This is a genomic window from Cohnella faecalis, assembly GCF_003570905.1.
Taxonomy (GTDB): Bacteria; Bacillota; Bacilli; order Paenibacillales; family Paenibacillaceae; genus Cohnella; species Cohnella faecalis.
The window spans coordinates 54,492-74,034 of record NZ_QXJM01000014.1 but is presented as its reverse complement, the minus strand read 5'-3'; the positions used below and the strand labels follow the sequence as shown (position 1 = coordinate 74,034).

12 protein-coding genes and 1 pseudogene are annotated in these 19,543 nt (G+C 61.3%); all 13 read left to right on the top strand.

The genetic code is table 11. From position 1 onward, the window contains the following. Positions 1-3 precede the first annotated feature (3 nt). The 13 genes and pseudogenes from D3H35_RS01695 to D3H35_RS01635 all read left to right on the top strand — a co-directional run bounded on the left by D3H35_RS01695 (position 4) and on the right by D3H35_RS01635 (position 19,515). Positions 4-3,936 carry a type I polyketide synthase gene (locus D3H35_RS01695; RefSeq protein WP_119147491.1) on the top strand — a complete coding sequence of 1,311 codons (3,933 nt, stop codon included), beginning with the start codon at positions 4-6 and terminating at the stop codon, positions 3,934-3,936. A gap of 77 nt (positions 3,937-4,013) precedes the next feature. Next, positions 4,014-4,469, top strand: coding sequence for a hypothetical protein (locus D3H35_RS30550; protein WP_158593899.1), 456 nt, complete (start codon positions 4,014-4,016; stop codon positions 4,467-4,469). Beyond that, positions 4,382-6,265, top strand: coding sequence for an SDR family oxidoreductase (locus tag D3H35_RS01690; RefSeq protein WP_158593898.1), 1,884 nt, complete (start codon positions 4,382-4,384; stop codon positions 6,263-6,265). The genes D3H35_RS30550 and D3H35_RS01690 overlap by 88 nt, the downstream gene beginning before the upstream one ends. 3 nt (positions 6,266-6,268) lie before the next feature. Beyond that, positions 6,269-10,255, top strand: a complete 3,987-nt coding sequence (locus D3H35_RS01685) for a beta-ketoacyl synthase N-terminal-like domain-containing protein (protein ID WP_119147489.1) — start codon at positions 6,269-6,271, stop codon at positions 10,253-10,255. After that, positions 10,222-12,824: pseudogene (locus D3H35_RS01680) on the top strand (hypothetical protein). Before D3H35_RS01685 ends, D3H35_RS01680 begins: the two are co-directional and overlap by 34 nt. Continuing rightward, positions 12,722-13,315 (top strand): polyketide synthase dehydratase domain-containing protein, encoded by a 594-nt coding sequence (locus D3H35_RS01670; protein ID WP_158593895.1) that lies wholly within the window; start codon positions 12,722-12,724, stop codon positions 13,313-13,315. The pseudogene D3H35_RS01680 and the gene D3H35_RS01670 overlap by 103 nt, the downstream one beginning before the upstream one ends. Then, positions 13,227-13,766 carry a hotdog family protein gene (locus D3H35_RS30225; RefSeq protein WP_147355707.1) on the top strand — a complete coding sequence of 180 codons (540 nt, stop codon included), beginning with the start codon at positions 13,227-13,229 and terminating at the stop codon, positions 13,764-13,766. Before D3H35_RS01670 ends, D3H35_RS30225 begins: the two co-directional genes overlap by 89 nt. Then, positions 13,766-14,872: a lysophospholipid acyltransferase family protein gene (locus D3H35_RS01660; protein WP_147355706.1), complete on the top strand. Its 1,107-nt coding sequence runs from the start codon at positions 13,766-13,768 to the stop codon at positions 14,870-14,872. The genes D3H35_RS30225 and D3H35_RS01660 overlap by 1 nt, the downstream gene beginning before the upstream one ends. Next, on the top strand, positions 14,862-15,161 hold the full coding sequence (locus tag D3H35_RS01655) for a hypothetical protein (RefSeq protein WP_119147484.1): 300 nt from the start codon (positions 14,862-14,864) through the stop codon (positions 15,159-15,161). The genes D3H35_RS01660 and D3H35_RS01655 overlap by 11 nt, the downstream gene beginning before the upstream one ends. Next, a complete protein-coding gene (locus D3H35_RS01650) occupies positions 15,145-16,758 on the top strand; it encodes a PfaD family polyunsaturated fatty acid/polyketide biosynthesis protein (protein ID WP_119147483.1) in 1,614 nt (537 codons plus the stop codon). Before D3H35_RS01655 ends, D3H35_RS01650 begins: the two co-directional genes overlap by 17 nt. 101 nt (positions 16,759-16,859) lie before the next feature. Further along, a complete protein-coding gene (locus tag D3H35_RS01645; RefSeq protein ID WP_158593894.1) occupies positions 16,860-17,636 on the top strand; it encodes a phosphatidate cytidylyltransferase in 777 nt (258 codons plus the stop codon). Beyond that, positions 17,633-18,898 carry a hypothetical protein gene (locus D3H35_RS01640; protein WP_119147481.1) on the top strand — a complete coding sequence of 422 codons (1,266 nt, stop codon included), beginning with the start codon at positions 17,633-17,635 and terminating at the stop codon, positions 18,896-18,898. The genes D3H35_RS01645 and D3H35_RS01640 overlap by 4 nt, the downstream gene beginning before the upstream one ends. Further along, positions 18,895-19,515, top strand: coding sequence for a CDP-alcohol phosphatidyltransferase family protein (locus D3H35_RS01635; protein ID WP_119147480.1), 621 nt, complete (start codon positions 18,895-18,897; stop codon positions 19,513-19,515). Before D3H35_RS01640 ends, D3H35_RS01635 begins: the two co-directional genes overlap by 4 nt. Positions 19,516-19,543 lie beyond the last annotated feature (28 nt).

Sequence of the window (19,543 nt, the reverse complement as noted above, 5' to 3'; positions counted from 1 at the left end):
TAAGTGAACGACAAGACAAGCAACGGCGCGATTGCGGTCGTAGGCGTCAGCGCGTTGTTTCCGGGCTCGACCGACAACGGCGGCTTCTGGAACGACATCATGGCCGGCAAAGATCTGATGACCGATATTCCCGAGACCCATTGGCTCATTCCGGATTATTACGATCCGACTCCCATGACGCCCGACAAAACCTATGCGAAGCGAGGCTCCTTCCTCTCGCCAGTCCCCTTTGATCCGAAGGAATTCTCGATGCCCCCAAGCAACATTCCGGCGACAGATACAAGCCAGCTGCTCGGACTGATGGTCGCCAAAAATGTGCTTGAGGACGCGGCGCAAGGGCCCTTCAGCTCCGTCGACAAGGACCGGATCAGCGTCATTCTCGGCACGGCGTCGGCTTCGGAGCTTACCGTTGAGCTTGGCAGCCGGATCCAGCGGCCGGTCTGGGTGAAGGCGCTGCGGGAGAGCGGGCTGCCGGAAGACCAGGTGCAGGAGATTTGCGACCGCATCGCCTCTCAGTACGTGCCCTGGAAGGAAAGCTCCTTCCCCGGCTTGCTCGGCAACGTCGTGGCGGGACGGATCGCCAACCACTTTAATCTCGGCGGTACGAACTGCATTGTGGACGCGGCTTGTGCCAGCTCGCTCACCTCGATCTCGATGGGCGCGATGGAGCTGCTGGCCGGAAAGTCCGACCTCGTCATTGCAGGCGGCGTCGATACGCTGAACGATATCTTCATGTTTATGTGTTTTAGCCAGACGCCGGCTCTCTCTCCTACGGGCGACTGCCGTCCGTTCTCGGATCAGGCGGACGGCACGATGCTCGGCGAAGGGCTATGCATGTTCGCGCTGAGGCGTCTGGAGGACGCCGAACGCGACGGTGACCGGATTTACGCCGTGTTAAAGGGATTCGGCACCTCTTCCGACGGGAAGTCGAAGAGCGTATACGCGCCAGTCTCGACCGGACAAGCCAAGGCGCTGAGGAGAGCCTATGAGATGGCGGGTTATTCGCCCGCTACCGTGGAGCTCATGGAGGCGCACGGAACGGGCACGAAAGCGGGAGACGCGGCGGAATTCGCCGGGCTTGCTTCCGTGTTCGATAATGAAGCGAGAGAGGATAAGATGTGGTGCGCGCTCGGCTCCGTCAAATCGCAAATCGGCCATACCAAGGGCACGGCGGGCGCTGCGGGGATGTTCAAGGCCATTATGGCGCTGCGTCACAAAGCATTGCCGCCCACGATCAAAGTCGTGCGGCCCAACCCGAGCCTCGATATAGCGAATAGCCCGTTTTATCTCAATACGGCCGCACGGCCTTGGATCCGCGGCTCTTCGCATCCGAGACGGGCGTCGGTTAGCGCATTCGGGTTTGGAGGAAGCAATTTCCACGTCACTCTGGAGGAATACGTCGGACCGGGCAAGAAGGCATGGAAGCTGCGGACGATGCCGTCCGAGCTGCTTCTGTTCAGCGCGAACGCCCCGGCGCCGGTGCTGGCGCAGTGCGAGGAGCTGCTGGCCGGCCTGACAGACGATGAGGGACTGCTCGCATATCAGGCTCGTAAGACGCAAACGGACTTCGATCCGAAGCTGCCTGCCAAGCTGGCTTTCGTGGTTGCAAACCTGGGTGAACTGCGTTTAAAGCTGGAGAAGGCGATAGCGGAGCTGCGCAGCCATCCGGAGCGAGGAATCGATGATGGCAGCGGAATGTATTATGCATACGGCGCGAATCCCGGCAAGGTAGCGATGTTGTTTCCCGGACAAGGAAGCCAGTATGTAGGAATGGGGGCCGAGCTGGCTCTGGCGTTCGACGAAGCCCGGGCCGTTTGGGACTGCGCGGCTGACCTCCAGACGAACGACAGATGTACGATGCAAGAGGCGGTATTCCCGCGGCCGGTCTTCACAAAGGAAGAGCGGGATGGACAGCGAAGCCGCCTTCAGGCGACCGAATGGGCGCAGCCGACGATTGGAGCCATGAGCCTGTCTCTCTTACGAGTGCTGCGTACGGCGGGCGTACGGTCGGATCTGTTTGCCGGCCACAGCTTCGGCGAGCTAAGCGCACTGTGCGCGGCGGGCATGTTGGCCGAAGCGGACATGCTGCGAGCGGCGAGAAAGCGCGGCGAGCTGATGGCAGCCGCATCGGAGGCCGCATCCGGCAGCGGTGCCATGAGCGCGGTATTCGCACCGTTGGAGCGAATACGCGGCTTGATAGCCGAAAGCGGCCTGCGCGTGACGGCGGCGAATCACAACAGTCCCAGCCAGTCGGTCGTCTCCGGCGAGACGGAAGAGATACGCGGACTGGAGGAAAAGTTGTCTGCCGCAGGCATTCGCTATAGTCGGCTGCCGGTATCGACGGCGTTTCACTCGCCGCTGGTTGCGGCCTCCGTTCCGGCTTTCCGCGCCTATCTGACGGAATGTCCCGTAGGGGAAGGCGGTTTAACGGTGCTGTCGAACGCGGATGGCCAGCCGTTTCCTTCTTCGCCGGATGGCGTGCGTAATAGACTTGCGGAGCAAATCGCGCAGCCGGTCCTGTTCGCAGAGACGGTGGAGGAGCTCTATGCGCGCGGCGTTCGTACCTTCATCGAGGTCGGTCCGGGCGCGGTGCTGTCCGGACTCGTAGAACAGTGCCTGGAGGGCAGAGACGTTCTGGTCGTGCCGACCGATCGGAAGGGGCAGCATGGCGCCCATTCTCTGTGGCATGCATTGGGCCGCCTTGCGGTTGCGGGAGTCGAGCTCGATTTAAAGCGCTTCTGGGCGGATTACAAGCCCGAAGACGACCCGCGCAGCCGGAAAAAGCCGGGCTTTACGATCTCGATCAGCGGCGTCAACGTCGGTCGGCCCTATCCGCCCGAAGGCGGCGCGGCAGCGCTGCCGCAACCGAACGCGGCGAGCGTGCCCGATTTCGCGGCGCCGGCTTTCGAGACGCAGGGGAAGACGACTCCTTCGGTCACCAAGCCAGACGGAGCACAGCCCGAAGCAGCATGGCCGGAACCGGGAATCGCGGCCGGGGGGGCTGATTTTGCGGCGAACGCCGTCTTTGCCGCCGGAGCCGATCCTGCGGAGCAGCCTTTTTTCGCTTCATCTACTTCTATGCCCCTTTATTACGAATATCAGGAGGAACCCATGTCCAACTACTATCAGGCTACTAACCAATCCGTCCTGCTCAGCGCCATCGCCGAGCTGCAGCGCCAAACGGTCGAAGCGCATGCCGCTTATCAGAGCGCAATGGCAAACAGCCATATTGCATTCTTGCGTACCGCGGAAGTATCGCTCGCCGGTTTGAACGCGCTTGCTGCCGGGGGATTCGGCGCCGGAGCTGCCCTTCCGGCGGCTCCTGCCCTCTATACGCCGCAGCTGGCGGCTCCCTTGACGGCTACACCGCATACGCCTGTGCCCGCGTCCGTGGTGGAGCGCCTGCCTGCCGCACCCGTTCTTCCGCCTGCGCCGATCTTTATGGCCCCAGCTCCGGCGTTGGCTGCGCCACCGGTCTATGCAGCGCCGAATCCCGCGCCTGCCGCATTCGTGCCGGCTGCGCCGGTTGTTCCCGCAGCTCCGCCTGTTGCGGCTGCGGCATTCGTGCAGCCCGTTGCAGCCGTGACTGCACAGCCGCTTGCGGCTGAACAGCCGGTATCGCCATCCGCGGCTCCGAACATTGCCGGAGCGGCTTCGGATGCCGGAGCCGGCGATGTGCGATCGGTCATGCTCGAAGTGGTAGCGGAGAAAACGGGTTATCCGGTGGAAATGCTGGATTTCGATACGGAGCTTGAGGCAGGACTTGGGATAGACTCTATCAAACGCGTCGAGATTTTATCCGCCGTGCAGGATCGGTTGCCGGAACTGCCGGACGTGCAGCCGGGCGAGCTCGCGGCGCTCAATACGTTGGGCGAAATCGTGGATTATATGAATCGTGCGCTCGGCAAGGGCGGGGAGTCTGCGGAAAAAAAGTAGTTTTCCATGACGGCAATCAGCCCTCCATCGTCCGATATGCGGTGAAAGCCGCCTCATCGCCAGCCGCCGGCTTGGCGATGCCCGGTCTGTGGGATGGAGCGGCCGTTGAAATCATGGATGACGGAAACGGAATAGCAGAAGCGCTCGTTCGCCGCATGCGCGAAGCAGGCGCCCATGCACAGGTAGTCCCCCGCATTTCCCCGGAAGCCGATGCGGTCGTCTGGCTGGATGCTCTTAAGACGATGGAGACGGATGAGGAGGCAATCTCGGTCAACCGACGCGCCTTCGAGGCTGCAAAGACGATCGCCGAAAAATGCGCGAAGAAGGGAGGCGTCTTTGTCACCGTACAGGATACCGGTGGCTCGTTCGGTCTATCGGGTTCGCTGCCCGAACGAAATGTGTGGACAGCCGGGCTGACGGGACTTGTCAAGACGGCGGCTCGCGAGTGCCGAAGGCATCCGTTAAGGCAATCGACCTCGACCGGACAGGGCTGTCGGCGGAGGATGCCGCGGAACGTATTTTCCGGGAATTGATCGCCGGCGGGCCCGAATACGAGGTCGGCTTGCAGATCGACGGCGGACGCATGACGCCGGCGCTGGAGCTTGCTCCTTTAAAAGCCGAGGTCGGCGCGCGCACAGGCGGCCCTGCCGTCCTGCTTGTATCCGGCGGCGCTCGGGGCGTAACGGCCTCGGCCGTTACGGAACTCGCCCGCGCGGAAAGGCTGCGTCTCATTCTGCTCGGCCGGACGCCGCTGGAAGAGGAGCCGATTGTCTGCAGGGGCATCGAAGACGATGCGGGGCTTAAGCGGGCTCTGCTTGAACAGGTCAAAGCGGAAGGAGCCGCTGTGGCTCTGCCCGAGCTCGGAAGACGCGTGCAGCGCATCTTGATGAATCGGGAGATTGCCGCAAATCTTCAGTCGTTGCGGGAGCTCGGCTCCGAGGTTGTCTATGTGCCGGCAGATGTGCAGGATACGTCGGCGCTGCGGGAAGCGCTCCGTCCGATCCGCGCCGCGTGGGGACCTATTACCGGCATCGTACATGGCGCAGGCGTGCTTGCCGACAAAGCGATCGCGGACAAGTCCGTGGAGCAGTTCGATTATGTGTTCGATACGAAAGTAGGCGGCCTGAGGGCGCTGCTTGCCGTCACGGAGGAGGATCCGCTCGCGCTGATCTGCCTGTTCTCTTCGGTATCCGCGCGAAGCGGCAACGCCGGGCAGGCGGATTACGCCATGGCCAACGAGGTGCTGAACAAGTGCGCCCAGGCGGAAGCCAAGCGGCGCGGACCCGGCTGCACCGTCAAGTCGATCAACTGGGGGCCGTGGGACGGGGGCATGGTCAGTCCGCTTCTAAAGAAGCATTTCGAGCAGCGCGGCGTTAATCTGATTCCGCTGAAGGAAGGGACCGCGGCTTTTGTGGCCGAGACGTCTAACGCGAACGGACCGGTCGAGGTCGTCATAGGGGGAGGCTCCGCCGACAGGCAAACCTTGATCGAAGGCGCCGTGGAAAAGGAATGGAGCGCGGAGCTGTTTCTCCCGAAGCAGCCGCTTCCGCCGTGGCTTGACGACCACCGAATTGGCGGCAAGGCTGTTGTTCCCGCCGTAATCGCGTTGGACTGGTTCGTGCGCGCCGCATCGGCCGCTTATCCACACCTTGCCGTGCTGCAATGTCAGAACCTGTCAGTTAAGAAGGGCATCGTTGCCGGCGAAAACGGCAGCACGGAGAAACGACTGATCTTAACGTGCAGAGACCGCAGCGACGGTTTGGCGCAAGCCACGCTGAGCTTCGAGCTGCGGGGAGCGGACGGCCAATTGCACTATACGGCGGACGTCGAAATGGGCATCAAGGCCGAAGTTGCCCCGACGTGCCGCGCGGCGGAATCAACTTCCGGCGGCGCGGATTGGGGCTGGAGTCTAAGCGACATTTATGACCGCAACCGTCTGTTTCACGGCCCAGGCTTCCGGGTAATCCGGGAGCTGACAGGTTTAGTTGACGAAGGCGCGGAGGCGATATTCTGGCATGACGACTCGACGGCTTGGTCGCTTCGCGAAGGCGGCATCGACCCGGCCATGATCGACGGAGGCTTGCAGCTCGCGAGACTGTGGGGGCTCCGCACCTTCGGCGAGCCGACTCTTCCGACAACGATCGGATCGTATGGCGCATACGGAAGCCTGCCGGAGGATCGTCCTGTCGTCTGCCGGATTCGCAGCGAGCGTCGAGGACGCTACAAGACGGTGTCGCAGTTGACATGGCTGAACGAGGCCGGGGAAATCGTTGCCGAGTTGCGGGACGTTGAAATGCATATTGTCGCCAACCATGGAAAGGAAGATTAAAGCATGAGGTTTGAGCCGATCGCGATTGTCGGTCAGGGGTGCGTATTCCCCGGCGCGACGAGTCCGGAGGAGTTATGGCGGATCGTCGCCGAGTCGCGAGAGACGCTCACGGAGCCCGAAGAAGGCGAATGGCGTCTATCCCGCGAGTCGTCTCGCCGGGACCCGGACGGAAACGAGTGGTCTATCCGCGGCGGGTACATCAGAGGCTTCAGGCCCGCGTTTGACCGAATGGGACTGAAGATTGATCCCGAACAGGTTCTCCGGATGGACCGTATGGTGCACTGGCTGCTCCATGCGGCCTCGGACGCGCTCGGCGGAGCAGCCGCCGGTACTGCCGCGCTTGCCCGAACCGGCGCCGTGATCGGCAATTTGTCTCTGCCGACGGTATCCCTGTCGCGCTATGCGGAGCACGTCTGGCTGATGGGGCAGGAAGGGCGTATTCCGGATGCGCTGATCGAGCAAGAGATCGGCGAACCGTCGCATGCGGTCAACCGTTTCATGTCGGGATACCCGGCTCATTTTCTGGCGGAGGCACTCGGCTTGGGAGGCGGGGCGTTTTGTCTGGATGCTGCCTGCGCTTCATCGCTATATGCGATCAAATTGGCTTGCGACCGTCTGCACGACGGCAAAGCGGATCTGATGCTTGCCGGCGCCGTGAATGCAACGGATCCGCTGTTTCTGCATACAGGCTTTCGCGCGCTCAAAGCGATCAGTCCGACGGGGCGCAGCCGACCGTTCCATTCGGAAGCTGACGGCCTTGTGCCGTCCGAAGGCTGCGGCTTCATAGCGCTAAAACGGCTTGCCGACGCCGAGAGGACCGGCGATCGCATTCTCGGCGTCATTCGCGGCATTGGACTTTCCAACGATGGGGGACATGGCGGTTTGCTGGCGCCCGCCAAAGAAGGGCAGATTCGCGCCATGCGGCAGGCCTACGACATGTCGGGCCTCGCGCCGTCGGATATTTCGCTAATCGAATGCCACGCCACGGGTACGTCGCTTGGGGACGCCGTGGAGATTCAGAGCATGAGCGACGTCTTTTCCGGACGAAGCGGCATTCCGATCGGCTCCATCAAGGGCAATATCGGTCACCCTGTGACCGCGGCCGGAATGGCCGGTCTGATGAAAGTCATTCGTGCGATGGACGAAGGCGTATATCCTTCCACCCGGCAAATCGGGGGACCGATTAGGCTTCTGGAAGGAACGCCGTTCCGGCTGCCGGCTCCCGGGGAGAAGTGGGCGGAGGGGGCTCCGCGCCGGGCCGCGCTCAGCAGCTTCGGCTTCGGCGGCAACAACGCGCACCTAATCGTGGAGCGATATGAGCCTGTCGGAATCGCGAAATCCATTCGCAACCCCCTAAACCAAGCCGCGATACGCAAAGACGCAGACCTTGCCATCGTCGGCATTGGCGTAAGCGCCGGCAACTGCTCGACGGCCGGCGAATGGGCTGCGGCGTTATTGGGCGCCCGCAACGGAAAAGCGGAACCGGCAGCGGCCCGCTCCCGGGAAATCGAGCTCTCTTTAAAGGAAATCACTGTACCGCCCGTCGATCTCAAACAGGCGCTGCCCCAGCAAGTGACGCTGTTGCAGACTGCGGCAGCGGCCGCGGCAGAAGCGGGCGGGCTGTCCGGCGAGCGTACCGGCGTCTACGTCGGCATGCAATGCGATGCCGAGATCGCCCGCCATATTGCGCGGGTGAGGGTTGGCGAATGGGCGCTCAAGCATGAGGACTTGTTCGACGCCGATAATCCGGATGCGCTGTTCGCCTCCTCGTTGCAGAATGCATTCTACGGGCCGTTGGAATCATCGACGGTCGTCGGCCTGCTGCCGAATGTGCCGGCGAACCGTCTGAACAAGCATCTGAAGCTTGCAGGTCCGGGCTTTACCGTCTCCAGCGAAGAACTGTCGGGCATTACGGCGTTGGAGCTCGCGTCCCGAGCATTGCGCAACGGCGAATTGGACGCCGCATTGGCAGGAGCGGTCGATTTGAGCTGCGAGACCGTGCACGAAGCGGCGGCGCAGGCCATGCTGGAGAGCGGGAGTCAGATTCCGGGCGACGCCTCCGTCATGCTGGCGCTTAAGCGGCTTGAGGATGCCCTGCGGGACGGGAACACCGTGTATGCTGTGTTGCCCGGACATGCGGAAGCTGCGGCTGACCCCGATTTGCTGCTTGGCTGGGGAGAGAAAGATGCCGTTCGTCTGGCATCGAGCTTTGGTCACCCGCATGCGGCCTCCGGTCTGCTGCATGTCGCCGCCGGTGCGCTGGCTCTTCACTATGGCTTGCTGCCATTCGGCGCCGGACGGAATATGCGGCCGTGGCTGCGCGGAGAAAAAGCGCGCTCAGCCCGTGTCGTCGTTCGCGCTCTCGGCGAAGTCTCCGGCACGGTGCTGCTCAAGGAAAGAGCAGGCGGCGCCGCTTCATTCGTACAGCACGGTTCCCGCTTGCATCAGCTGCATACATATTCGGCTCTTAACCGCCGCGAGTTGCTGCAGTCGCTTCGCGAAGGTAAGGAATCGCGCACGGGCGCTGTCCGTCTGGCCATTGTCGCCAGCGGAGCGAAAGAGCTCTCGGATCGGCTCGCAGCGGCAGCTGCGGAGCTGGAACGGCTTATCGGAGACCCGGATTCGACGTTCAGGGAAGCGCCTGGAATCTATTATGGCGACAAACCGGCCGGGGGGGAGCTTGCTTTCGTCTTTTCCGGTGCGGCTTCTGCATACGCGGGCATGGGCGGCGAGCTGCTAGCGGCGATTCCCGAGCTGGGCGACGATATTCACGATCGCTTCCGCACGGCCGCGGAAGCCGCTGGTTGGGCGTATGAAGAGTATCCGAATCGCGAGCCCGATCCGCTATCCAGGCTCGGCGGAGCGTCGTATCTGACCCAGATCCATGCGGCGTTTACGCAGCGTTGGCTGGGGCTGCGGCCGCAGGCTGTCATCGGGCTGTCGTCGGGCGAGACGAACGCGCTGGCGGCGATGGGAGCTTGGCGCGAACTCGACGGATTGTTCCGCGATTTAAAGAGTCACGGTATCTATACCCGGGAGCTCGCCGGGACGTATCGCGTCCTGCAAGACGCCTGGGGAGAGCCTAATCCACAGTGGACAAACTGGCGCGTCTTGGCGTCGCCAAGCGCGGTGCGCGAAGCATTGTCATCGGAAGAGCGCGTCCATCTTACGATGATTCATGCGCCGAAGGACTGCGTAATCGGAGGCGACCCCGCTGCGTGCAGTCGCGTACTGAACAAGCTCAAGCCGGCGCTGTCCTACCCGCTCGGTTACGACATGGTCGTGCATAGTCCGGAACTTACGGGCATTTCGGAGCTGTGGAAGGACATTCACCGCCGACCGACGGCGCCCGTACCCGGCGTTCGCTTTTACTCCGGCGTCTCGGCGAAGCATTACTCGCCGGACATCGACCGCGCGGCCGACGCGCTTCTTGAAATGGCGAGCGGCACAGTCGATTTCCCGCGCACGATTTTGCAGGCGTGGGAGGATGGGGTACGGGTTTTCGTCGAGCATGGACCACGCAGCCTTTGCTCAGGTTGGATCGGACAGATTCTAGCCGGCCGCGAGCACCTGTGCGTCGCGTTGGATCAGCCTGGGGTCAACCCGCTAGAGCAGGCTGCGTCGTCGGCCGCCCGTTTATTCGCCTCCGGAACGAATTTGGATACCGGTCGTCTTCAGGAGCGTCTCTCTGAACTTGCCTCCGGCATATCGCAAGACGTACGGGGCAGAGGGATGACGTTTCCGGCACATCTGCCTCCGGTCGTTCTGCCGCGTCTGCAAACAAGAAAACCGGACGCCGTTCGTCCGAATCGACAGGAAGAGGTCAAGCCATTGAACAAAACCGAAGAAACGGCGCCCCTGCCGCCAGCCCCCCGAGCACCAATGTCGGGGAGTCGGCCTCCGCCGTCGCGCTTGTTGGTCAATATGCCCGGATCGCTGCCGCACATCGCCATTACATGGAGCTGCAAAGCGTTGTGCAGCGACAACTGATGCAAATGCTGGCACGCAATAGGGCGCTTTTGCTTCAGGCTCCGCATGCAACGGGAGAAGCCGCACGCGAAACGGTTGCGACGTTCGCCCCGCCGGAACCGGTTGTACCGGAACGGCAGACGGACAGGGGGTTCGTCCTGTCGCCAGCCGATTCGTCGTTGCGTGCTGCAGTCCTCTTGCCGGACGCGGCTCCTGTCCCTGTATCGGCTTTGGTTGACGTGACGCGTACGGCTCTTTCCCCAGAGTTGCCGTCCTTGGCGCCGCCGGCCGTCCGGTTTACCCGCGAGGAGCTTGAAGTGCTGGCTTCCGGGAACATCTCGGCCGTATTCGGGCCTGCTTTCGCAGAGCAGGACGGCTTCGCGCGGCAGGTTCGCATGCCGGAGCCGCCGCTGCTGCTGGCGGATCGGGTCGTCCAGCTGTACGGCGAGCCGCTGTCCATGGGGCTTGGCTCGATTCAGACCGAAACCGACGTTCGGCCCGATTCTTGGTATTTGCACAAGGGACGCATGCCGTTCGGAATCATGATTGAATCCGGGCAGGCCGATCTTCTGCTCATTTCGTGGCTTGGCATCGACCGGCTGAACCGGGGCGAGCGGGTCTACCGGCTGCTCGGCTGCGAGCTGACGTTTCACGGCTCGCTGCCCGCGCCAGGGGAAACGCTGCGCTATGATATTCGCGTTGATTCCCATGCGAAGCACGGGGATATTCGCCTCTTTTTCTTCCAGTACGATTGCAGGGATGATCAAGGCCGACGGCGGATGACCATGCGGCACGGGCAAGCTGGTTTTTTCACCGACGAGGAGCTGAGAGAATCCGGCGGGGTCATTTGGGATCCGGCAGCGGCGGAGGTCGGCCCGGAAGCCCGGCTTGACCCGCCGCACGTCCGCTCGACCAAGACGAGCTTTGTTCCGGAAGAAGTCCGCGCTTTCGCGGACGGAGACCTGTACGGCTGCTTTGGCGAAGGCTACGCTTTCGCTCAAACCCATACGTGCTCGCCCTCGATTCAGAACGGGCGTATGCTGCTGCTGGACGAAGTGACGGCGTTCGCGCCGGATGGCGGACCGCTGGGACGCGGCTATCTCCGCGCGGAGACGAATCTGAGCGGGAATGAGTGGTTTTTTGCCGGACACTTCAAGAATGATCCTGCCATGCCCGGAACGCTTATGCTGGAAGGCTGCGTTCAGGCGATGTCCTTCTACCTGGCGGGACTTGGGTACACGCTGCGCAAGGACGGCTGGCGCTTCGAGCCGGTGCCGGATATGCCGTACCGAATGATTTGCCGCGGCCAGGTGACGCCGGCATCCCGGAAGCTCCGCTACGAGGTGTTCGTTCAGGAGGTCATCGACGGAGCGGAGCCGACGGTGGTGGCGGACGTGCTGCTGACGGTGGACGGGCTCAAAGCGTTCCATTGCAGCCGACTCGCCGTCCGCCTGGTTGCCGATTTTCCGCTGCATACGGATTTGCGGCATCTGGCGGCGGGTGCGTCCGGAGATCCCCGGGCGGCTTCGGCGGAAGGCGTGACGTTCGATTATTACTCGTTGCTGGCTTGCGCCTTCGGCAAACCGTCGCACGCATTCGGCAGCCGTTACGCCGCCTACGACGGGGGGAAACACGTTCCTCGTCTGCCCGGTCCGCCGTATCATTTTATGACGCGGGTTACGGAGGCGGGAGGACAACTCGGCGTACCGAAGACCGGAACGGTCATCGAAGCGGAATACGACATCCCGCCGGATGCCTGGTATTTTGCGGAGAACGGAAGCCGGACGATGCCGTTCTGCGTTCTGCTGGAAGCGGCGCTGCAGCCGTGCGGCTGGCTGACGTCTTATCTCGGCATTCCGGAATCGCCGGAGCAGGATGCCTATTTCCGCAACCTGGACGGCAAGGCGACGCTGCACCGCGAGATTTTCCCGCATGCGGGAACGTTGAGAACCCGCGTGATCCTGACAAGTCTGTCGCGAATGGGCCATACCTATATCGAATCGTTCCATGTCGAATGTTTCGTCAAAGACGCGCCTGAAACGCCGATCTTCACGATGTCGACGGTATTTGGCCACTTCACGCTTGCGGACCTGTCCAATCAGGTCGGCCTCGGCGCGGATGCCGCCGAACTGGAGCGGCTGCGGGAGCCTTCCGATTTCGATGCGGATTTGCGAAGCGCGGACACCCTGATCGCCGGCCGACCCGCTTCCGCGGCGAAATTGGCTAATGGCAAGCTCAGGATGATCGACCGCGTGACCGGACATTGGAGCCGGGGAGGCAAGCATGGCAAAGGCCGGTCGAGAGCCGAAAAACGGGTCGATACGGGCGATTGGTTTTTCAAAGCCCACTTCTATCAGGACCCGTGCAGCCGGGATCGCTGGGCATCGAGGCGATGCTCCAGCTTCTACAGTTTCATATGCTGCAAGAAGAGATGGACGCGGGTATGACACGGGCGCGCTTTGAGCCGCTCGTACGGGGATGGAGATCGTGTGGAAATACAGAGGCCAGGTCACGCCGCGGAACGACAAAATCGTTGTTGACCTCGATATTCTGGAGACGGGCCGCGACGATCATGGTGTTTATGCCATAGCCGAAGCGTCGCTATGGGCGGATGGGCTGCAAATTTATTACGTGCCGCGCATGGGGATGCGGCTAGTAGAGGACGACGGAAGCGGCGCGAAGCTGTCGACGCTCACGAACGAGGCGGAGCCCGCAATCGCCGAGTCGCTGTTCGATCCCAATCAACAGCCGTGGATTCGCGATCATTGTCCGACCTACACGGCGCCGGCCATGCCGTCGACATTTATGCTGGAGTTCATGGCAGCCGCCGTGCAAAAGCAAGAGCCGAATCTTCGGATCGTCGGCGTGGCGGACGTACAGTTTAAGCGCTGGCTGATTTGCGATCGTCCCCGCCGGCTGCGCACCGAAGTGCGCCGGGCGGCAATCAGGTCGATGACGACGGCACCGCATGGTATGAGGCCGTTCTTCTTGCTTGGCGGGATGCGGCAGACCCCCGGCTGTCGCGGTTCGAGGAAGTGGCCGCCGGCCGATTCGCTCTGGCACTCCGCTACCCGGCTATAGCCGAAGCAGCGCTTCAACCGCTCACGAACTCGCTGCCGGCGACGATCCTTACCGATCCGGACGGCTGTTTCACGGACCTGCTTTTTGGATCGCGAAGGAATGGACGCTTGGGACGAACGGGGCGTCTTCGATTCTCGCGGCTGACGGAGGCGCTGGCGGTACGGCCATTCCGACGGGCTGCCTGAATCCGCTCCTGCTGGACGGGGCCACCCATGCCATTCCGCATGACGAACTGACCTTGTGGTCGGATGCGGTCGCCAAAGATACGGTAGGATACCCGCACCGTTTGACGTCTTGCCGTTTCTACGGCAAGACGCCGGCGTCGGGCGAGGTTCGCTGCGAGGTTCGCTTCGACGGCTTCGAGGAGGAGAAGAACGTTACCCGGCGTTCCGGATCCGTCTCTATGAGCAAGAAAAGCTGTGGGCCGAGCTTCGGCTTGTCGAGGTGCTGATGCCCAAGGGACAGATTAGCCGTGGCGATGGACGGGATCGGAAAGCCTTTTTGCAGGAGGGCGTTTATATAGAGGGAATGGGCTTGTCTCGTCATGAGGGGGAGCTTACGAAGCTGACGGAAACCGAGGTTCGCGGATCCGACTGGTTCGCGGGCACTGTGGCGGCCGTATACGGCGTCGATCACGCGGCGAGCTACCGGGATTTGACGCGGCTGGCGGCGATCAAAGATCATGTCGCGCGTATCGCAGAGGTCCATCCGTCTACGGTAATCCCCGACGAGAGCTTTCGCTCGGCTTCCAGCTCTGTCTATCCGTACGTTCGGTTTCCGATTGCGGCGGAGGATCTGCAAGGGGAATTCCGCGTCGCCTCGAAAACGCCCGAAAACGACATCGAACAAGCTATGGCATATTGGCGGCGAAGACTCGGAAGCGAGAGCTGGCTGGGAGAGGACCTTTATCGCGCTATGATCGGCAGCTTCGTCGGCCGATTTGTCGTGCAGGACCCCGTCCAGTTCGAAAAAGCGAGCCGCGGTCCGGTTCTCTATCTCGCGAACCATCAGACAGCCGTGGAATCGCTCCTGTTCGCTTGTTTGGCAGAAGGGCTTACCGAAAGGCCTGTGGCAGCTATCGCCAAAAAAGAGCATCGCGAGTCATGGATCGGTCAGCTTCTCTCCCATATGGGAGCATACCCCGATGCACGGTTTCCGTCCCCGATCATTTACGTCGATCGCGAGAACCAGGGATCGATGCTGCAAACCGTAAAAGAGCTTGCCGATCGGATGACAGAGGGGAAGGAATCCATTCTCGTACATGTCGAGGGGACGCGCGCGCTAACCGAGGGGCAGGACGTTTCTGTCCTAAGCGCCGTCTGGCCGGATTTGGCGATTCATGCCAATATCCCGATCGTGCCCGTTCGGTTTATGGGCGGCTTGCCCGAGGAAGCGGCGGCGACTCGGCTTGAGTTCCCGGTCGGATACGGCAAGCAGGACTACCTGATTGGCCGGCCGATCTTTCCGGACGAGCTTAGAGCGCTCCCTTTGCCGGCACGCAAACTGATAATTCTGGATGCGCTGAATGGAACGGGGGCGCCTGCCCGTGCGGGTTGAGTCCGGAACAATCGGCAATCCCGGCTTGGAGGAGAAGATTCGCGCCCTGACGGAAGAAGGCGGCATGCCATACGAGCAAGCGGTGATGCTCGCGGCGCTTGCGCGCTTGAATATATGCAGCGAGGAAGGGAAAACGTTGCTGCAAGGCTTGTCGAAGGGGAGGCTGCGACTGCCGGACGAGCCCGCAAGCCGATGGCTCGCAGAGATTGCGAGCTGGCTGTACGGTCCCGCCGGACCGAAGGTCCAAGTCACGAAACGGAGGAAATCCATGCATGCAGACAATGTTTAGATGGACGCCCGGCGACGAAGCGCCAGCCTTTCGGCCGGACGAAATGACGGTCCTTGCCGCGCGCGTGCGCGAGCCTGCCTATATTGTCCGTTACGGCGAGAATGGCGCCTTTGGCCTCGGTCTGGGGGGCTCCGCGGCTCCGGCAATCGGCTCGGACGCGGCAGGCTATCCGCTTGCGGCGATGCTGCCGGCGCTCTATCCCGAATGGTTGGGAGACGTCTCGTTCAGGCAGGCGCACGGCGTACGCTTCGCGTATATCGCCGGCGAGATGGCGAACGGTATTGCGACCGCGCGTATGGTCATTGCGATGGCCAAGGCCGGTATGCTCGGATTTTTCGGCGCTGCGGGCCTGCCGCTGGAGCGCGTCGAGATGAATCTGGACGATATCCAGGCCGAGCTTGATCCGTTGGGACTGCCGTGGGGCATCAATTTGATCCATACGCCGAACGAGCCGGCCATGGAGGAGCGGATCGTCGATCTGTACCTTCGACGAGGCGTACGCCGGGTGTCGGCTTCCGCGTTTATGGGCTTGACCCCAAGCATCGTCCGCTATGCGTGCAGCGGTCTGACTCTCGATGACTCGGGCACGATCCGCCGCCGGAACCACCTCTTCGCGAAAATTTCGCGGCCCGAAGTAGCGGGACCGTTCATGTCTCCGGCGCCGCGAAAAATACTTGCGGAGCTCGTAAGCCGCGGACTACTCACCGAAGAGGAAGCGCGGCTTGCCGCATACGTTCCGCTTGCCGAAGACGTTACGGTCGAATCGGACTCCGGCGGACATACCGACAACCGTCCGCTGACGGCTCTGTTCCCGGCGATTATGCGCTTGCGCGACGATCTGCAGCGGGAATACCGGTATGCGTCGCCAATCCGGGTGGGAGCATCGGGCGGACTCGGAACGCCTGCTGCCGTGGCCGCGGCTTTTGCGCTTGGGGCGGCGTATGTGATGACCGGCTCCGTCAATCAATCGGCAATCGAGTCGGGTCTATCCGATGAGGGGCGCGCCATGCTGGCTATCGCGGGACTCGCCGACGTCGTCATGGCACCCGCCGCCGACATGTTCGAACAAGGCGTCAAAGTGCAGGTGCTTAAACGCGGTACGCTGTTCAGCGCCCGCGGCTTCCACCTGCTGGAGCTGTACCGCAGCCATAACCGGATCGAGGACATACCGGAGAGCGTGCGTCTCAAGTTGGAGAAAGAGGTCTTTCAGGCTCCGCTCGACCGGATTTGGGAGGACACCGTCCGCTTCTTTGAGAAAAGAGAACCCGGACAGATCGAACGGGCCTTGCGCGATCCAAAGCACAAAATGGCGCTCATTTTTCGCTGGTACCTGGGCAAAGCCAGCCGATGGGCGATAGACGGCACGCCGGAACGCAAGCTGGATTACCAGATTTGGTGCGGACCCGCAATGGGTTCGTTTAATGCGTGGACGGCCGGCTCCTTCCTCGAGCAGCCCCGGAACCGAACGGTTGTCCAAATCGCCTGCAATCTGCTGGAGGGAGCGGCTGTCGTCACAAGAGCCCAACAGCTCCGCAGTTTCGGTCTTCCGGTTCCCGCGCATGCGTTCGATTTCCGTCCTCGGCCGTTTCAGACATGAACGGGGGCGACTGATTTGCTGCTGACTTTCTATATCGTTACGCTCTCGCTGATCTTGTTCTTTACGCTCACGGCGTGGATCGGGCGAAGCGAGAGGTTGTAGTGCGCGGGTTGACGCTGATCGCGCTGCAGAACCTGACCTGCCTGGCCCTCTGGATCGGCTATCCGGCTTTCCGGATTTACGCTGCCCTCGTCCTCGCGGCAGGATTGCTGGAGCTGGTGTATCATTATCGATCTGTCAGGCCGGGGCGATATGCAAATGTCTTAATCGTCGTTGCCGTCTTAACTTCCGCCGTGCTTTTTCTCGAAGCGGAGCGATTTGCGGTCTATGTGCTGCCGATAGGGCTCGCGCTAGCCGTATATGCTTTCTGGGGGCCCGCCCACCAGGTGCGAAGCCCAACGTTCGGAGCGCTGTTTGCCGTTGGCGTAATTGCGCTGGGCGCCGGCTGCTTGTCCCTTATGGCTGAAAACGGGATTGCTCCCGTCGTGACCTTCCTGCTGCTATTGCAGCTAAACGATGCATTTGGTCTTCTTGCCGGCAAACGTTTCGGGCGAACGAAGCTGTTTCCCCGCATCAGCCCGAACAAGACCCTTGAAGGCTATATTGGAGGCGCGCTCGGCGTATTGGCCGGTATCCTGCTGCTGAACGGGTGGATTCATACTCTATCGGGCACATCGGTTGGCAAACAGCTCCTGATTGTCTGCTTTATTCTTGTGTTCGGCAACTTCGGCGATCTGCTGTTTTCCGCGCTTAAGCGCAAGCTTGGCATTAAGGATTTCGGCAACCTGCTCCCCGGTCACGGAGGCATTCTCGACAGGTACGACAACATCCTGTTTGGCGCGCCGCTCTTCGCTCTCCTGTGGGGGCTGCTCCCGTGAAGACCTTCATTTATTTTTATCGGACCTTTCTGTCGACCGGCATTCAAACCGTGCTCCCGCAGCTGTTCATTATGGCTTATGTTCCGCTGCATCGCTCGGAGCTGCTTCCGCTCTGTCTCTTGCTCGCATCGATAAGCTCGATCGGCGGGATCGCTGCATCGAGGCATCTGAGTCGTTATTTTTACGGCGGACCGGTTGACGGACGCGCTGCGATAGGTATCGGCCTATCGGCGCTGGTAGGAGCGGGGGTGATCTCCATGTTTCTGACACATGACTGGCCGATTTATTTTATCGCGGTAGCTTTGGTATCCGGGTTGCTTGAACTTCTCTTCAACATGCTGGATCATCGTTACGTGGAAGAGTTATCCGGTATCGAGTTCAAGGCGCATGCAAGCAGGGTAACGGTCGTGCAGCTCATCGCCTTGACGGCGGCGCCGTTTTACTTTACTTTTACGGTCGATATGGTTTGGTTGCAAGTGCTTCTGGCGGCAGGCGGCTCAGCGATGCTTGTTGCCTTAATGCTGAGCTCCGCATCGGCGGCAAAGCAGGGACAGACGGTTCTGGCCATGGATACTGCAGATAGACCAGCAAGGGCGGCTAGCGGCGCAAACCGGCTGCGGACCCGCGATTTTGCCTTTCTGCTCTACGCGCTTGCGGTGTACGTTGCGGTGTTCATCTTTTCTTCGCATCTGATTTACATTCTTCATGACTACTACGGGATGACGGGGGCCACGTGGAAAGGCGGACTGCTGCTCGGCATCGGCAATCTTGTCGCTGTGGCGGTCGTGCTCGGCTGTTTCCGGGTGAAGTCGGCGCAGATGGTGCGCAAGAGCCATGCAAAAGCGGTCGTATCGTCGACTGCCTTGCCGGCAAGGACCCATGCCGCTGTTGTCGCCTGCCTGCTTGCGTCAGCGGTGCTGCTTTATGGACGGTGGTTGACGGGCTTCGCTTTCATTCTGGCGCTGGCCTGCCTTGTAGGAGGGGCCTTCGGCATCTTCCAGCTGCTTGCCCGCGAATACGCCTCCCGGCGTGCTGTCGGCGAAGGCGCAGGTATCGTTCTGACGAGCTACAATAACCTGAAAAATATAGCTTCTTTGGTTGGATTCAGTTCGGCGCTTGCGCTTGCGTCGGCTAGTTCGCGGCTGCATATCGAATACGTTCGGCTCGTTATTCTGGCCGTCATCGTCTGCATACTGGCGGCTTGTATGGCGCTTGCCGTCATCCCGGCGCTTGGGATACCTCAAGAGGAGGAGAAACAATGATCGAAAAATGGTTTCCGCCGCTGCGATATTTCGGCCTGGCCAATGCCATTACGACGGCCGTATCCGTCTGTGGCCTTCTGTCGATGGTGATGTTCGCTCAAGAGCGGTTTGTCGGAGCCTTCACGCTATATGGAGCGGCCATATTGGGTGACTACGCAGATGGAATCGTCGCGCGAAAACTCAAGCAAACATCCGAATTCGGCAAAGAGCTCGATAGTCTGGCCGATGCCATCAGCTTTTGCGTACTCCCGGCGTTTTGCGGTTATGCGCTGGGCGTGACATCTCCGCTCGGAATTGCGGCTCTCGTATTATTCCTGGCCGCAGGACTGTGGCGGCTCGCCTATTTTAATGTGAGCGGTTTGGAGGAGGATGGACGCCATTCGTATTACACCGGAGTGCCGACCACGATCGCAGCGAGTTGGTTGCTGGTAGTGAGCCCGCTGCTGCTGTCGGTCGATTTTCCGGGAAAAACGCCGCTGCTCGCTTTTTTCCTCGCCGCTTGCGGGCTGCTAATGCTCTCGTCCATACCGATTCGAAAGAACGGTCTTTTGACCAAGTCTTTATACATTCTGTTGCCTGCGGCCGTCGTGTTGAATTGGCTGCTGGTCGGGCAATAAATGGGAAGCAGCAATAGAGGGAGGATGC